A 16,072-nucleotide genomic window follows, 5' to 3' on the forward strand; every position below is an offset into this window, starting at 1 on the left:
CAACTAATGAGGAACTTCAGAGGAGAAATCATCTCGGCTCGAAAGATCGCTATTATAATACAGTACATCTCCATCCAATGTTGAAAATGTATATCCTTTAGGCGTCACAAACCCACGCTCATATCCTTCTAACCTCCACTGATTCATCAGCGGAGAGTGAATGTATTGCAAGTGAGGATTCGCGGTGTCTCCATTCTGGATACTTTCCATATTGAAGTTAACAATGATATACCCATTTTTCAGAAGTACATCGGATTGGTCATCGAGCATTTCAGCTCTTGCATACTTCTCTAGTGATGTTCCTTTCTTCACCGCTACTACATCTGCTGGCAAGCTATATTCCCCATACCAATGCTGAATCGAAGCACTTGCTCGGTACGTATCAACACCTTCAGGGAGTTTATTCTTCGGACCCATGAACGTACGCATATCACGGGATAATAACATCCAGGAATAGCGGCCCGCCCAAGCAGGGGTTTTGGCAGCTCCTGTTACATACTGCGCTGTGTAGATATCTTTTGGAGTCTGGTGACGATCGGCATCAGATAATTCTTTTGCATAACGATAAGCTGCCGTATCCACCATTTCCGTAAGAGGTACGTTACGCAAACGTGTATTTAGCACAACGTATCTTTTCTCTTCATCTTGCTCCGAACCAATCCGTATAAAGTGTTTGTTACCTTTACTGTAATACAGATCAACTTCCTGTCTCTTTGTACCATCCTCGGCTACATAATAAAAGGCAGGTGTAATTCGTATTCCATCGGCGGATGAAAACATATTCCCTTTTGTCTTTACATCAAACTTGAAATGATAACCTGTGTTCACAGCTACATTTCCATAACTTGGGACCGGATGGCTTCCGGGTCTCACAGGCAAGACATAAGGCAGTTTATTGCCTCTTGCTGCTCCGTCAATTCCTTTCAGTCCTGTCCAGTAGCTAAAACCGGAAGGAGCATAACTTCCTAAGCTGCTACGGAATACATTCTCCCACTCATAATCTGCAATGTCTGTGATGTGAAAATCATATAACCGCCCAATGACTTCAACTTCTGCTGAATCTGTGGCAACATGATGGGCAAGATTCGTATTCGTATCTCGCTGATGGCTAAAATCAGCAGGTGCGTTCTCGGCGATGGTGCGGAACCATACCGTATAGTCCTCTTCATCTACCCATACCGGCAGGAAAAACTCCATTTCGAGCTGAGTTACCGGGACAGGAATCCAAGTATTCTTTGGATAGAAAGTCCGCTGATCTCCGCTGTACACATCAAAGGGAAAGTAGACTTCCTTACTTCTTACATACTTCGCATAATCACGATCACCATATCCAGGGTAATTGAGATGCTCTCCACTTGTAGGGATTCGTACTTTAAATGGTCGGTCTAAGATAAAAGCAGCTCGATCCGCATTTGGTTTTGTCTTTTGGTTATGCTCCTGATCATCTGTTACAGAAGAGTAGTTCACAACAGGAGTATGGACAGTAACTGTGTTAATTGGAGATACGGGATACGTCTTATCACCACTGCCGCCCACCGTAGTAGGGAGCAAGCCATACTGAATGCTTCCAGAAGAAGCCGTATTCGCTTGATTCTTTAAAGAACGACTGACCAGTAACCGGTCTTGGAAAAGTACCTGTTCTCCCGTTTCCTTATACGATCCAATCTTAGATGGATTCGGTATTTTCGAGGGAGTCGGTCCATTCTGTGAGACTTTGCTGCCATCCATTACTGTGGTAGTACTGCCGTCATAAGAAAACTGCAGAGCATCATTTTTCACATCAGGAGGTTTGGTTTGGCCTTCAGCTAACGCCTTTATCTTCGCTGTATCATCAGGAGGAGAAGGCCTAGAATATCCCCCTTGATCAACGACTTCCGGTGTAAAACGAATATCGCCCGCTTCTTTTGGTATAACATGCAACTCTACCTCTTCCGCATGCTCCATATGTAGAGAAGGAGGACTATACCCTTTGGGGCGTAAGGTTACGTTTCCGCCAGGCAAAGCATAGTTACTCATTGTGGCCTCATTGATCTGATAGACTTCAAGATTATTGATCTTCCAGTAGGAGTAATCTCGTGTAAAAGAAAAAGGATAGCTTTTCACTTCCGTATCCGTTTTATCTATATCAGGCTGCGGCGTTTTATTGCCTTTTTCATCTACTTTATCTGGTTGTTTCTCCTTCCACTTTAAGACGTAAGTTGCTTCTACGTTACAGGTATACGTAATTCTCCCTTTCTGCTGACCAAAGGTATGCCCATACAAATAGTTCATAGCCCACGTATTTGCGTAAAGGTTCTCCGACGTTGGAATACCGAGAGTTGCATCAAACTGTCTTCCATTTGCGTTGTTATCCGCGAGTATATGTCCTTGTGCACCCGGCTCCATGAAAGAGGATACAGGCGAAGCCACTTGAGATGGAGGATTTATATTATAAGTGCAGGCTCCACCTCCACTTGGATCAGAGGGCGGTGACGGTGGCGGATCTATTTTGGGTTCGTAATAGAAATTCACATAGTAGATTGGGAAACTTGCATCATAAGTGAATTTTGGAGGATCCCCTGGTAGAATGTCACCCCCACTTGGTGAAGCAACGGTACTTTTCTTATAACCTATGTATGGATAATCTGCCGTCCCTGTCGTATGAGGAAAGTTATAAGCTTTATCTTTCTCTATCTTCTCTTCACGATTCTTGAAACCAAACACTCCATCAAGAGACTTACCCGTGGTAGTGTAATGTTTTATGATTGCTTTGCCTTCTTCAGGTTCTAGTTCGATTCGGAAAAGGGTTGGGAAGTAATATCTCCATCCTTCTACGTTTGGATCAAAATATGTTCCCTTATCTTGCTCTTCCTTTTTTCGGTTTATAGGTACCATCGCATCTAAATACCCTGAATTTATAAATACGTCAAGCACTACAGAATTAGTTCCAATCCCGTTAACATTACTTTTACTAATTGTATATGCTTTACTTGAAGTAGATCTAATATATTCTATTTTTTCTCTATCTAATAGCTCGTCTTTTCTAGATATATCAAAAGTTTCATCTGCGTATTTCCAATCGTATTTAAATGGTTCAGCATCAACACTCTTTATATTTCGGGTGGAGGAAAAAGTGAATTCGTAATCGCCACCATCTACTTCTGACCAAGTATTCGGTTTTTTTCCATTAGTCCAGCTTCCATCTGCCTTTTTCCATACCTCGAAATAGACCATCCCAACAAAATAATAAACATTCTTATCAATTGGATCTTGAAAAAGTCTACTCATACCTATAGCTTTTGCCTCGGAAGGTTGAATGAATACAACTGCAGATAAAACAAAGATCAAACTCATCAATCCACTGATCCATTTTTTCATATGATTCATACTCTCTTCTTCCTCCTACTTAAATGGATTTATGAGAGCAACAGCATAATCTTTAGTATTACTGGTATCAAAGAGAATATAGTCTGCTTGATTTACTTTAAAATTCTTCCACGCAGTGTAATTCTCGTCATAACCATCTGAACGGAATTTATCCGATTCATCTATAATTGGATAATAGTTAGTAGCTGTTTCATCCCTATTGTTTGTTAAGGCATTCTCTATAGCCCTTCTATATTTGGCATCATCATTTTTTACTAAGAATGCAATTGGGACAGTCTTTACGGAATGCCTAATAGCTATAGTTTTCATACCGCTTAACTTTCTAGTTGCTTGGTCTATTGAGTAAATAACTGCACCATCGCCAATCTGAATTGGAAGATCACTCTCCTTAATTATTTTCACTCCTTTAAACTTGGTTCCAGAAATGTTCTCAAATAAAAAAGATGTCCTGGTGTAATCCTTAAAATCAGCTAGCGATGTGAGTTTAAATTCCTTGTCATCCGTACTCCTAAAATTCTTTTCTCCAATCCAAACCCAGCGTCCTACCTTATCCCATTCCACTTTCTGCCCTAACCCTTCGCTCACCAATCGTAAGGGGACAAAGGTCCGATTTTGCTTCAATATAATTTTGGTACCGTAACTTTTCTTTGTTCCATCAATCAAAGCGGTGGTTTGCCCCACTGTCATTTTCACGGTATGATCTTTATTGGTAACTCCAACCGCAGTCGTTTTTCCACTTTTGCTGTAACTCACCTTAGCACCTAACGCTTCAGATACAAATCGAATTGGAACCATTACACTTCCCTGTGAATCCTGAAAAGGTTTAGCATCAGGGAAACTCATTTTCTTTGTATTTAATAGTACTTCTACGGAGGTAGTACCCGCCGCTTCTACATCACCAACAGGTATTGAAGCAAATACCAAAGACCCTAACAACATCGACAAAATTAACTTTTTCATGCTTTTTAACTCCCTATCATCTAATTTTTATACTTTGTATCATTTTCCTTATTCTTTTTATCGGTCTGCAATACTTACCTTTTAACGTATTTAAATACATATTTTTCCTTGTAGCTTGAATCCTCCCTTTTTCCTATCTCTCAGCACTTTAAAATAGAAAATCCGTTTCAAAAATACCTGCTAAATTTACACAACCACCTTAAAAAGACACAAAAAAGGGCCTTGATTGAAATCAAGGCCCTATGCTTTAGGACAAATCGTTATATGCTGAGGTCAAACCCTTTTTTAATAGAATATAGTATATTAATCATTTTGACTAGTCTGCTTTTGGGAAAATATTCATTTTCGCTACCTCAAGCATTTCTTCCACAGACATGTGCTTAGAACTAGACAGTTCTGTGTTCTCTGCATCTTGGGAATTCACTGGCCAACTGCATTCGACTTGTCTGTCTGCTGCATCTCTTCCTACAATGACTCGTATCGGCAGCCCAATTAAATCAGCATCTTTGAACTTCACGCCCGGACGCTCATTTCGATCATCTACGAGTACCTCCGCGCCAAGGGCGGTCAGCGAACTTTCAAGTTCGTGAACGAGCGCCATCTGTACCTCATCTTTCACAGAAATCGGAATGAGATGCACATGGTAGGGAGCAACAGCGACTGGCCAACTCATCTTACGATCTGCCGAATATTGCTCTGCAATCGTTCCAAGCAGCCGAGAAATCCCAATGCCATAGCAGCCCATAATCGGTTTTTGAGGAGTCCCTGTCTGATTAAGGAAGGTTGCCCCCATCGCATCACTATATTTTGTACCCAGTTTGAATACATGCCCGACTTCAATTCCACAATCGAACGTAAGCACAGAACCGCACGAAGAACATAAATCGCCCTCTACGGCATTTCGAATATCGGCTGCTATATCCCATGTGAAATCTTGACCAGGCTGCACTTGAATATAGTGATGATCCACTTCATTTGCCCCAGTCACTGCACGATCCATCGAAATAACAGCATAGTCGGCAATGATCCTCATAGAAAGATCGTATGGTCCGAGGTATCCTACAGGAAGCTGTAGATCCTTATGTTTTTCTTGATCTAACATCTCCAGTTGCTCTACTTTAAGTGCATACTGCAACTTAATCTCATTCACCTCATGATCTCCACAAATCAGTACTGCAACAGGGACCCCATCTGCCTCATACAGCAGCGTTTTGATGATATTCTGCGGTTCGAGATCTAGATATGAAGCAACTTGCTGTATAGTCTTCGTGTCTGGGGTATGAACCTTTAACTTCTTAGATTCGGACACCCCAGTATACGTCTCAGCTCTTCCAGCATCTACATCAGTTTTAAAAGTAGTCTTCTCTAGATTTGCTGCATAGTCACATGAGGTACAAGTCACAATTGTATCTTCGCCGATGTCTGCAAGCGCCATAAATTCGTGTGTTTCGCCGCTTCCTCCAATCGTCCCTGCATCTGCTTCTACTTTCGTGAAGTGAAGTCCTACCCGAGTAAAGATCCGTGTATATGCCTGAACCATATCTTCGTATACTCGGTCAAGCTCCTCCCAATTAGCGGAAAAAGAATAGGCATCTTTCATAAGAAACTCGCGGCCGCGCAGAACACCAAAACGAGGTCTTCGTTCATCCCGGTACTTCGTACTAATCTGATATAGTGTAAGTGGCAGCTGACGGTAACTATGAACTTCATCACGAATTAATGCGGTAATCACTTCTTCGTGAGTAGGTCCAAGGGCAAATGATCTGTCATGCCGATCAGATAATCTCATCAGCTCCGGTCCATAATCACGATTTCGACCTGATTCCTCCCATAGCTCTATCGGTTGCAGCGAGGGTAGCAGCGTTTCCTGAGCCATAATGGCATCCATTTCTACTCGAACGATTTGTTCTATTTTATGAAGGACCCTTCTGCCTAACGGTAAAAGACTGTAGATACCGGATGCCGTTTGCCGAATCATACCTGACCTCAGCAAAATTTGGTGACTTCGCGCTTCCGCTTCTGCAGGCACTTCTCTCAATGTTGGAATAAACAACTGACTCTGACGCATGATCGTCCCCTCCTTCTATTAGAATGTAAAATAAAAAAAGACACTTTCGTCAAGGGACGAAAATGTCGTGGTACCACCCTAATTTAAGTCATTCCTCTGCAATGGACTACGTAAACGGTTACCCAGTTTCACGTGTCAACATACAAAAGAATGGTCTTCTCTACGGCATAACGTGCCTAACCCGGCAAATGAAATCTTCTACAGATTCACTTGCAGCTCCAAGGTAGGAGTATAAGTTCAAATTTCAGAGACCTTTCAGCCTGCGGGATCTCATTCTCTTATGAAATTTGTCACCATCCTATACTATGTCCTTGATCGTCGCTGTTTCACATTTTTCGAAAATCTTAATGGATTATGCCATAAAAGTCAATCACTTCACTTACACAAAATCTATAAAATTAGATGAGTGATATTCTTGCCAAGAAATTGATAGAAAATACGCTGACAGTCTAACATCTAACAAGTAATATAGTACAATAGATCTGAGAATCTTAAAACAAGCCTGTAAATGAATCAATTTCTTTGATTCAGATGTATTCAAAAAATAAATAGAGAAAGGAGTTATTTCTGATGAATTACATTATCTACGATCTTGAATTTACGGTAAGCCGCAGTACTCGGTATTCTTCTGAAATTATTGATATCGGAGCAGTGAAGGTTTCCCCGATGGATGATGAAGGAAATCTAGGGGTTGTTGATTCATTTCATACCTATGTACGGCCTTCCAATAAATCTGTTTTATCCACAGATACGATCCAATTCACCGGTATTACGCAGAAAGATATTGATGCAGCTCCTCTATTCCCTGAAGCCGTTCAGCAATTTATTGAATGGTTGCCAGATACCTATTATCTCTGTTCCTGGGGACCAGACGACAAGAGTAAATTCTTATCTCACTGCCGTACACACCAGGTGAAAGTGGACTGGATCAGGAACCATAATGATATCCAAAAACAAATCTCAAGGGCACTTCGTAAAGAAGGCGGTTCCCGCCAGCTTGGACTAAGTCAGGCTCTTACGATGTGTGGTATTCCATTTGACGGCACCCAGCATCGCGCACTTGATGACGCCATCAATACAGCAAAAATATTTATTCATCACTTTGAACACTTGAAGCTTGCGGAGAATAGTGCCGCCGACGAAGAAGGAACAAAATCCAAACTTGTATATTCGAGCGGAGATGATGATAAACATAATCCCTTTGGAGATCTTGCCAACTTGCTTAGACCATCTGATTCCTAATACGAAACAGGTTACTCCTCCTGATAGAAACAAAGCCAATTCTTGAGCCTCTCTCGTAATTGATCTCGGTAATACGGGGGCTCGAGTATTTCGGCAGCAGGTCCATAAGGCATAAGCCAGTCCATAAATTCTTCGCTGTTATTCACCATGACTTCCAGTATCATATTCCCATCTGGTTCATGTATATATTTAGGCTTTACCAGAAACTCACTTCGTTTCATCTTCTCCACAGCTTCCTTATAAAACCTCACTTTAAACAAGGTTCGTTCCACTCCTGGATTAACAGAAAATGTGTCTTTCATGGAGATGTTTTGGGCATACATTTCTCTCCGGAAGGTCTGAGGCATGATTTCCGCTTCAAGAAAGCAGCTCATTCGAAAAGACTCTACTCTTTCTGTATTATGACAATATCCGATTACATAAAAATGATTTCCCTTAGGTACTAAATGATACGGATCGATTGTTAGTTTTCGATTAGATTGCTCTATATTAACAAACCCTTCAACGCCCTCGATCGGCGAATCATAGACAGCCTGGATTGTATTCTGTGACAAAGAAGCTTGTATAATACTAACAATGACTTTATTGTCCCTTTCATCCTGCCAGTGTTCCTCTGCTTTTCCAAGCCGAATCACTTCGGCAAATTGTTCAGCCCACTCGACTCGTTCTGTTTTCTTCTTTAGACTTACGGCCATCACTTTCTCGTAGGCACTTTCAAAAGCAGAAGGTAACAATGGTTTAACTTCATCCATAACATCTGCCAGTTTTGCAAAGGCTGTCGTTTCTTCCTCTGACCAATTCAGGGGATAGAGTGCAAACCTGCTGATAAACTGATATCCACGTCCGTGCCCCATATTTACAACCGGGATATGCATGGCACTAAGTGCATCCATATCCCGGTAAATTGTACGCTCTGATGTTTCACAACGTTCTGCTAATTCTCTTGCTAGAATTCCAGGCTTTGCCTGCACCAAGGTAATAATACGCATCAATCGTATGAGTCGCTCTGTCATGCGATGCCCCCTATAATAGCACTATAGTTAAAAAGAACTAATTTCATGTAAATGGTTTTGTAGTTCTTTGGACTTATATCGGTTATTACGCTTGTTTTCATTATGTATATTCCGTTATTAATCTAGATGCTATCTGCTAAGTACTGAATAATACGAATACCTAAACAGCAATCTTGTTGCTTATTTTGCTTCTTTATCATAGTAATCCTTGCCATAAGATACTTGAAAACCGAGACTCTGCTCTTCTTCCACATCCACTGGATCATAGCAAGATTTCTCATGAGTCTGTTCATAATAAAGGCATAAACGACTGAGAATATGAGCCTCTCGATAATACTCTACATCGCCCGTCCGCGCAGCTAGAATCAATAATCCATCCGTATGTCTTTTTATAATTTCTTTTCCTTCTTCACTTCTGCCTCTTTCAAATGCCCTGAGGCTCTGCTTCATAATTACAGTGGATTGACTTAATATTACATATTTGTGTACCCGTGGGTCTGGTTCTCTTCCAATTACCCCAAAATGGGCGGAAACAAGCATATTTATTTGTTCTCTTCGCAGTAAAATCCGTTGATCTTGCTTAGTCTTCAGTGCACTCCAATAGGCGGAACATGCCGGTTTTTTCCCTGGAGATTGAGAACTTACCTCAAATTCTAATAAGAAAGATTTTGTTTTTCCTTTATGTGCGTTACCAAGACCAATTACCCAGCCAGCGTCCGATTCCTTTGCTCTCACCCCATGAACCGCTTTAATCTGCATGTCCTTCTCAGGTTTAATTAATAATTCCACTTCACGGAATAACAGTTTAGGCTGTGTTTTCAGTTGTCTCTTGGCCGGTGGTCCACTGCGCCATTCAATCAGCAAAAACAGTGAATTTTCGCCAGAAACGGGAATAGCTTCGCGGTTCCAAGTATAAAATACATCCAAAGATGAACTCACTAAAATCTCTCCCCTCAATTACTTTACCTAAATACTAACAGGATAAAAAGACAACTGATTGTCAGGGAACATATGTTCTTATACAAATAGTTGCAAATTTTTGTGTCTTTACACCATTCATTCGTTATTTTTCGATCTTTTATGACAAAAAAACACAAATCTCGCAGATCTGTGTTTTTCATCCTATCTTTTCTCATAATAAAAAACCGAACACGGGGAATTTTGAATCATATACCCGTTTCCGATCTGATCGTTCTTTCCTATCCGATGCTGCTCACTATGAAGCATTGGTATTAACGTCGTTTCATTCCTACGGTTCTTGTATTTTTATTAATCGGAGCGTAAGTGACCCCGTCCATAACTAATGCTTTTCCAACTGGTTTTTCATTAACCGTAACACGAATTGTTTTATACACCTTTTTATCTACTCTGCTTTCCATTTCTGTATTTCCTCCTTATATATATGACAATCACAGTTCATTTTTTCCCGAATAAGACCTTTTCTTCTAATTACCCTATTTGAAATCCGTCTAAACATATAAATTATTTCATTTTTGATATATTATATATCCACAAAAAAGGTATTATATGAAACAATAAAAAACAAATGAACGTATAAAATAGCAGTGTTTCCTACTATTCTTTCTTTATTTCAGGTTAATAGGATATATAAGGTGGTGGATCTATGATAAGAAAGTGGCAGCTTCTACTAATGACACTAGTCATGTACAGTCTGCTTCTCATGGTTTCAGATGAGCGGGCTCAGGCCGGGTTTTGGGAAAATGTATATAACGGATATGAGCAGTTTTCAAATCTACCGGAGGAAGTAAATAAATTGCAGCAGAGCTATGAACAGACGATGACGGAACTCAACAGCGCCAAAGAAAATATAGAATCATTTCAGGCTCATAATGAAGAATTGATCGCACAAAATCAATATCTCATGGAGCAAAATGAAAGCCTTACTTCCATGGTTAGTCAGCTGCAAAAAGCAGAGGAACAACGAATGAAGACACAAAAAAGAGTAACGACGACGGTAATAACAGCTATCGGCCTTATTCTTTTCTACTTCGTGCTTGTCCGTATCATTCGTTATCGTATGCAAAGACATTCAAGATTATAATTTACATCCAGGCTTCTCTATCTATAGAAAGGAACAGAACAAAAGATGCAAATATCTCAAGGACACGAAGCTTCCATGGTTACCGGACAAGCTGTTACTTTTTCTTTAGCAGAAGGAGACAAAATCCATGTGCTTCATCCACAGCAGATTGTTGCTTACCGCGGGTCCGGTACGGGCAGAAATGATCGCCTCATGAATATTAGCGGAATGTACCGTAAACATAAGCTGATTCAGTCCGAGATTAGCGGTCCTTGTCAGTTTGTCACTGCCCTGCCCCCTGGGTTCAGCATGAAATCTATCAAACTTGAAGAAAAAAGTGATCTGCTTTACGACTTCCGGCATTTATTCTTCTATAGTGAAGGCATTCAAATGCAGACAAGAATTCTTAAGGTCAAGAATATGCTGATCACCAGAGATGCAATTAAAATGAAATTCTCCGGTAACGGAGTGATCGGTATTCTCACGCAAGGTCAAGTCTGTGAACAAGAGCTTCATCCCACTGCCCCGCTATATGTGGATGCGAGCAGTGTCATCGCATATCCGGAAAATGCAAAACTGGAACTCACCGTATATGGAAATCATCTCGCGAGTCAGCATATGAACTACCACTGGAAGATGACCGGGCGAGGTACGGTTCTGTTTCAGGCGGGCCGAGAAAATCGGAAACTGGAGAGTGATATAAACAATGACGAGGGGCTTTTTAAACGAATTTTGCGCGAAGTGTTACCTTTTGGAAATGTATTGATTAAGTAAAAGGTCTTCTATTGTGCCTATTTTCTGCTATAATACTACGAGTACGATAAAAACTAACGACAACTACAAATATAAATCCATGGATCATCATGCGGGATATCTGATTTCCATGGGAGAGGTTCGCGAACTCCCTCTATAAAAAACTATACAGATTGTCTAATAAGCAGGCTATTTACCTCCCCTGTGCAGTCAGCAGCTTTATTTTCTTTCATAAAGTGGCTGGTTGCTCATTTTCGTGTTCGTAAATGATGCCTCGTCAATCTATATAAGTGCCCTCCCATTTGGTAGCGGCCTGTTTTTTTGTTGATCGAGTAAGGAACTTCTCTTTTCTTCCGCTGATGAACGCGATTCGTTCGTGTTTACTAATCCTAGAAGATAGAGAGGTTTTTTTATGTTTACAAATGAAAAAGCAATCGTCGTATTCAGCGGCGGACAAGATAGCACGACTTGCCTGTTCTGGGCAAAAAAACACTTTGCAGAAGTGGAAGTTGTCACTTTTGATTATGGACAGCGCCATAAACAGGAGATTGAAGTGGCTGCTGATATCGCTCGTGAACTCGGTGTGGAGCAAACGGTTCTTGATATGAGCCTGCTCAATCAACTTGCACCGAATGCCCTCACTCGCAGTGATATTGAGATTTCACAAGAAGAAGGCGAACTGCCTAGCACATTTGTTGATGGAAGAAACCACTTGTTCCTAAGCTTTGCAGCTGTCCTTGCTAAACAAAAAGGGGCTCGTCACATTATTACCGGCGTATGTGAGACTGACTTTAGCGGATATCCAGACTGCCGTGACGTATTTGTAAAATCACTGAATGTCACTTTAAACCTGGCAATGGACTATGATTTTGTTCTTCATACCCCTCTCATGTGGCTGAACAAGGCGGAGACTTGGGCAATGGCGGATGAACTCGGTGCATTTGAATTTGTACGTGAGCGTACGCTTACTTGCTATAACGGGATTATGGGCGACGGCTGCGGCGAATGCCCTGCATGTAAACTTCGGAAAGCAGGCCTTGACGAATATACTGCTGAACGTAATCAAAAACCTTCTTCTACTGTTACAGGCGGTGAACAGCAATGAGACCTGAGCCCGGTACTTTTCGGATCGTAGAGAAGTTGCAACGCATCGGAGAAGATATTCAAAAAGAGCAGCTGCGCTATCACCGTAAACGGGTCCTTATCAGCAAGGAATTTACATTTGATGCTGCGCACCATCTGCACTGCTATGAAGGCAAATGCAAAAACTTGCATGGTCACACCTATAAAGTCGTATTTGGAATTAGCGGCATTCCCGGTGAGACAGGACTTACCGTTGATTTTGGCGATGTAAAAGAAATCTGGAAAACGCAAATTGAAGGTTATCTGGATCATCAATACTTGAACGAAACCTTACCGCTGATGAATACCACCGCAGAGAATATGGTCGTGTGGATCTATGAAAAGATGGAAGCGGCTCTGCAAAGCGAACCTTACTGCTCCCAAATTAACAGCGGACGTACTGAATTTGTGCGTCTCTATGAGACACCTACCAGCTACGCAGAAGTTAGACGGGAGTGGATGATTGATGAGTAATACGCGTCCCATTCCTGTCCTCGAAATCTTTGGACCTACCGTACAAGGCGAAGGCATGGTAATCGGCCAGAAAACGATGTTTGTTCGTACCGCTGGCTGCGATTATCGCTGCTCTTGGTGTGATTCTGCTTTTACGTGGGATGGCAGTGCAAAAGATCAGATTCGTCAAATGAGTAAAGAAGAGATTTGGCAAGAGCTTACTTCCATCGGAGGGGATAGGTTCTCGCATGTCACGATCTCTGGCGGTAACCCTGCCATCTTGCCTCAGATCGGTTCCCTTGTAGAACTGCTTCAGGAGCGCGGAATTCGCACAGCAGTAGAGACTCAAGGGTCCCGCTGGCAGGATTGGCTTATGGATATTAATGAAGTAACGATCTCACCAAAGCCTCCAAGCTCTGGAATGAACACAAACTGGGATACTCTAGATGATATGGTGAGCCGGCTCGCAGATCGACCTCCGGATAAAGCCTACAGTCTGAAAGTTGTCATTTTCGATGAACAGGATCTCGCTTACGCGAGAGAAGTCCATCGTCGTTATCCTGGGGTTGCTATGTATTTGCAGACAGGCAATCCAGATGTAGGCACGGGAGATACAGAGAATCTTGCGTCCTCCCTTCTCCACCGTTATGAATGGCTCATTGATCAGACGATGAATCTCTCTGATATGAATGATGTACGTGTCTTGCCGCAGCTCCATACGCTGGTATGGGGGAATAAACGCGGCGTTTAAATAAATAATATTAAGATGTATGAAGGAGATATGAACATGGCTGGACGTCAATCCGATGAACTACAAGATATTACACTACTGGGTAACCAGGGGACAAAATATAAATTTGAATATGATCCAAGCATTTTGGAAACTTTCGATAACAAGCATCCTTACCGGGATTACTTTGTTAAATTCAACACCCCGGAATTTACAAGCTTATGCCCGATTACGGGACAGCCTGACTTTGCAACGATCCACATCAGCTACATCCCTGATATTAAAATGGTAGAAAGTAAATCACTCAAACTGTATTTGTTCAGTTTCCGTAACCACGGAGATTTCCATGAAGATGTTGTTAACATTATTATGAATGATCTGATTAAACTTATGGACCCGCGTTACATTGAAGTATGGGGTAAATTTACGCCTAGAGGCGGAATCTCGATTGACCCTTACTGCAACTATGGTCGTCCAGGTACAAAATATGAGGAACTTGCTACTCAGCGTTTGTTCCAACATGATATGTATCCTGAAAATATTGATAATCGCTAATCTGCTAAGATTGCGAGCAAACGGAGGTAAGAGGTCGTTTCACTATGAAGTGAGACGCCTCTTTTTCCTTTTTCGCGTGAATATGGCGATTGCCTACTAAGTAAATGATGTCATATGATGTAAAGATCTACCTGTTTTTAGTTTGTTAGCAGTTCCGTTTTTACTGAATTACATAGGAAAAGGAGACCTTACATGTCACTCAATTCACTGACAAAGACCGGTTCTGCTTCTCGGCCGCTTCCTCGTCCTGATGCCGGTTCTCAGACAATCTACCGGATTCTGATTGCGATCGGTCTCGTTCATCTGCTTAATGACTCGGTTCAGTCGGTTATTCCTGCAATTTTCCCTGTACTGCAAGACTCCATGGGCATCAGTTACAGCCAGATGGGCTGGATTGCTTTTGCACTAAATATAACTGCATCCATTATGCAGCCGGTAGTCGGTTATTTTTCCGATAAAAGACCCACTCCCGCCCTCTTGCCTATTGGCATGGGCTTTACTTGCTCCGGTATGATTTTTCTTGCCTTTGCCGACAGTTACATGGCCGTCATGATGTCCGTTATTCTTGTCGGTCTTGGATCAGCCGCATTTCACCCGGAAGGTTCTAAAGTCTCTCACATGGCTGCAGGAAATCGCCGGGGGTTAGCTCAGTCTATTTTTCAGGTAGGCGGCAATGCAGGTCAGTCTCTAGCTCCTCTTCTCACCAGATGGGTATTTATCCCGTTTGGACTGATGGGTTCTATCGGTTTCGCAGTTCTTGCTGCGGTGGGAATTGCGGTACAGATTTTTATTGCTAGATGGTACGGACAAACGCTGAAAAGCGGTGGATATGCTAGAAAAAAAGCAGCAGACGGAGTCATGAATCCTGCGGTGAAAAAGAACATCATGTATGCCTTTTTCATCCTGATTATCTTAGTATTCGTTCGTTCTTGGTATGTATCTTCCATCGGAAGTTACTACGCTTTTTTCCTGAAAGATACCTTCTCGCTGTCTACTCAAGATGCACAGATCTATATCTTCTTGTTCCTTGGAGCAGGGGCACTTGGGACGTTTTTTGGAGGACCGCTTGCCGACCGTTTTGGTAAACGAAATATGATCTTCGCTTCCATGGCTTTTGCTGCACCGCTGTCCTTACTACTCCCCTATGCCAATCTCTTCTGGACGGGTGTACTGCTATCGATCATCGGCTTTATTATGTTATCCAGCTTTTCGATCACGGTAGTCTATGCGCAGATGCTCGTGCCAGGTAAAATCGGAACCGTCTCCGGGATGATTACGGGTCTTGCTTTTGGACTTGGGGGACTTGGTGCGCTTGTGCTGGGGAACTGGATCGATGCGGCAGGGATTAGTCCGGTTATGCAAGTATGCAGCTTTATGCCGCTGCTGGGCTTCTTCACTTTTCTGCTTCCATCTGACAAGAAACTCGCAACTTGGACGGATCGTACTGTATAAACATAAACGCCGCGAAGGTTTGTCCTTCCCGGCGTTTTTATTTTTTTATTCGATTGTATCCTCTGCTTGCTCCACTGTTGGATTCAGTTTATTTCTGATCTCTATTAAGAGTGACACCATTTTATACAGGAAAAATAGAATGATACCTGCGATCAAAGCAAGTCCGTAGGGAAACATAATAATGACTGCAAAGAAACTAATCACGACAAAAATAAGAAGATATAAAAGATCTTTTCCACCCTTGTTCTCCATTTGCAGCTGGTCCTCCCATCTGAATAATTTTTTCTATTATAAACAATCGAATATTTCTCTTTCCC

General features: G+C 41.9%; 15 protein-coding genes and 1 riboswitch. Of the genes, 8 read left to right on the forward strand and 7 right to left on the reverse strand.

Annotated features, from left to right (window positions below; all coding sequences use genetic code 11):
• Window positions 1-3 precede the first annotated feature (3 nt).
• The 3 genes from GQY27_RS04725 to GQY27_RS04735 form a co-directional block, all read right to left on the reverse strand.
• Window positions 4-3,366 (reverse strand): DUF5704 domain-containing protein, encoded by a 3,363-nt coding sequence (locus GQY27_RS04725; protein ID WP_160032365.1) that lies wholly within the window; start codon window positions 3,364-3,366, stop codon window positions 4-6.
• A 15-nt stretch (window positions 3,367-3,381) separates the two neighbouring features.
• Window positions 3,382-4,326: a stalk domain-containing protein gene (locus GQY27_RS04730; protein WP_160032366.1), complete on the reverse strand. Its 945-nt coding sequence runs from the start codon at window positions 4,324-4,326 to the stop codon at window positions 3,382-3,384.
• 316 nt (window positions 4,327-4,642) lie between these two features.
• Window positions 4,643-6,394, reverse strand: a complete 1,752-nt coding sequence (locus tag GQY27_RS04735; protein WP_160032367.1) for a proline--tRNA ligase — start codon at window positions 6,392-6,394, stop codon at window positions 4,643-4,645.
• 570 nt (window positions 6,395-6,964) lie between these two features.
• Between GQY27_RS04735 and GQY27_RS04740 the strand changes: the two genes are divergently transcribed.
• Entirely contained in the window at window positions 6,965-7,636 is a 672-nt protein-coding gene (locus GQY27_RS04740; RefSeq protein WP_160032368.1) for a 3'-5' exonuclease, read from the forward strand.
• Window positions 7,637-7,647: 11 nt separating this feature from the next.
• Here GQY27_RS04740 and GQY27_RS04745 read toward each other — a convergent pair whose 3' ends face one another.
• The 3 genes from GQY27_RS04745 to GQY27_RS21465 form a co-directional block, all read right to left on the reverse strand.
• Window positions 7,648-8,649, reverse strand: a complete 1,002-nt coding sequence (locus GQY27_RS04745; RefSeq protein WP_160032369.1) for a helix-turn-helix transcriptional regulator — start codon at window positions 8,647-8,649, stop codon at window positions 7,648-7,650.
• 180 nt (window positions 8,650-8,829) lie between these two features.
• Window positions 8,830-9,588 (reverse strand): hypothetical protein, encoded by a 759-nt coding sequence (locus GQY27_RS04750; protein ID WP_160032370.1) that lies wholly within the window; start codon window positions 9,586-9,588, stop codon window positions 8,830-8,832.
• A 293-nt stretch (window positions 9,589-9,881) separates the two neighbouring features.
• On the reverse strand, window positions 9,882-10,028 hold the full coding sequence (locus GQY27_RS21465) for a hypothetical protein (RefSeq protein WP_201450677.1): 147 nt from the start codon (window positions 10,026-10,028) through the stop codon (window positions 9,882-9,884).
• 245 nt (window positions 10,029-10,273) lie between these two features.
• On the opposite strand from GQY27_RS21465, the gene GQY27_RS04755 reads away from it, so the two are divergent.
• From GQY27_RS04755 to GQY27_RS04785, 7 genes are all read left to right on the forward strand, one after another.
• Window positions 10,274-10,711, forward strand: a complete 438-nt coding sequence (locus GQY27_RS04755; RefSeq protein WP_160032371.1) for a hypothetical protein — start codon at window positions 10,274-10,276, stop codon at window positions 10,709-10,711.
• A 45-nt stretch (window positions 10,712-10,756) separates the two neighbouring features.
• Window positions 10,757-11,464, forward strand: coding sequence for an AIM24 family protein (locus GQY27_RS04760; RefSeq protein ID WP_160032372.1), 708 nt, complete (start codon window positions 10,757-10,759; stop codon window positions 11,462-11,464).
• 109 nt (window positions 11,465-11,573) lie between these two features.
• Window positions 11,574-11,617: riboswitch (PreQ1 riboswitch) on the forward strand.
• Window positions 11,618-11,855: 238 nt separating this feature from the next.
• Complete coding sequence (queC, locus tag GQY27_RS04765; protein ID WP_160032373.1) at window positions 11,856-12,548, forward strand: 7-cyano-7-deazaguanine synthase QueC; 693 nt, start codon at window positions 11,856-11,858, stop codon at window positions 12,546-12,548.
• Window positions 12,545-13,039, forward strand: coding sequence for a 6-carboxytetrahydropterin synthase QueD (gene queD / locus GQY27_RS04770; RefSeq protein ID WP_160032374.1), 495 nt, complete (start codon window positions 12,545-12,547; stop codon window positions 13,037-13,039). The genes queC and queD overlap by 4 nt, the downstream gene beginning before the upstream one ends.
• On the forward strand, window positions 13,032-13,769 hold the full coding sequence (queE, locus tag GQY27_RS04775; protein ID WP_160032375.1) for a 7-carboxy-7-deazaguanine synthase QueE: 738 nt from the start codon (window positions 13,032-13,034) through the stop codon (window positions 13,767-13,769). Before queD ends, queE begins: the two co-directional genes overlap by 8 nt.
• Window positions 13,770-13,805: 36 nt before the next feature.
• Window positions 13,806-14,303 (forward strand): preQ(1) synthase, encoded by a 498-nt coding sequence (gene queF, locus GQY27_RS04780; protein WP_160032376.1) that lies wholly within the window; start codon window positions 13,806-13,808, stop codon window positions 14,301-14,303.
• A gap of 192 nt (window positions 14,304-14,495) precedes the next feature.
• Window positions 14,496-15,755, forward strand: coding sequence for an MFS transporter (locus GQY27_RS04785; protein WP_160032377.1), 1,260 nt, complete (start codon window positions 14,496-14,498; stop codon window positions 15,753-15,755).
• A gap of 45 nt (window positions 15,756-15,800) precedes the next feature.
• Here GQY27_RS04785 and GQY27_RS04790 read toward each other — a convergent pair whose 3' ends face one another.
• Complete coding sequence (locus GQY27_RS04790; RefSeq protein ID WP_160032378.1) at window positions 15,801-16,007, reverse strand: hypothetical protein; 207 nt, start codon at window positions 16,005-16,007, stop codon at window positions 15,801-15,803.
• Window positions 16,008-16,072 lie beyond the last annotated feature (65 nt).

This window comes from Paenibacillus sp. An7 (assembly GCF_009870785.1).
Lineage (GTDB): Bacteria > Bacillota > Bacilli > Paenibacillales > Paenibacillaceae > Paenibacillus.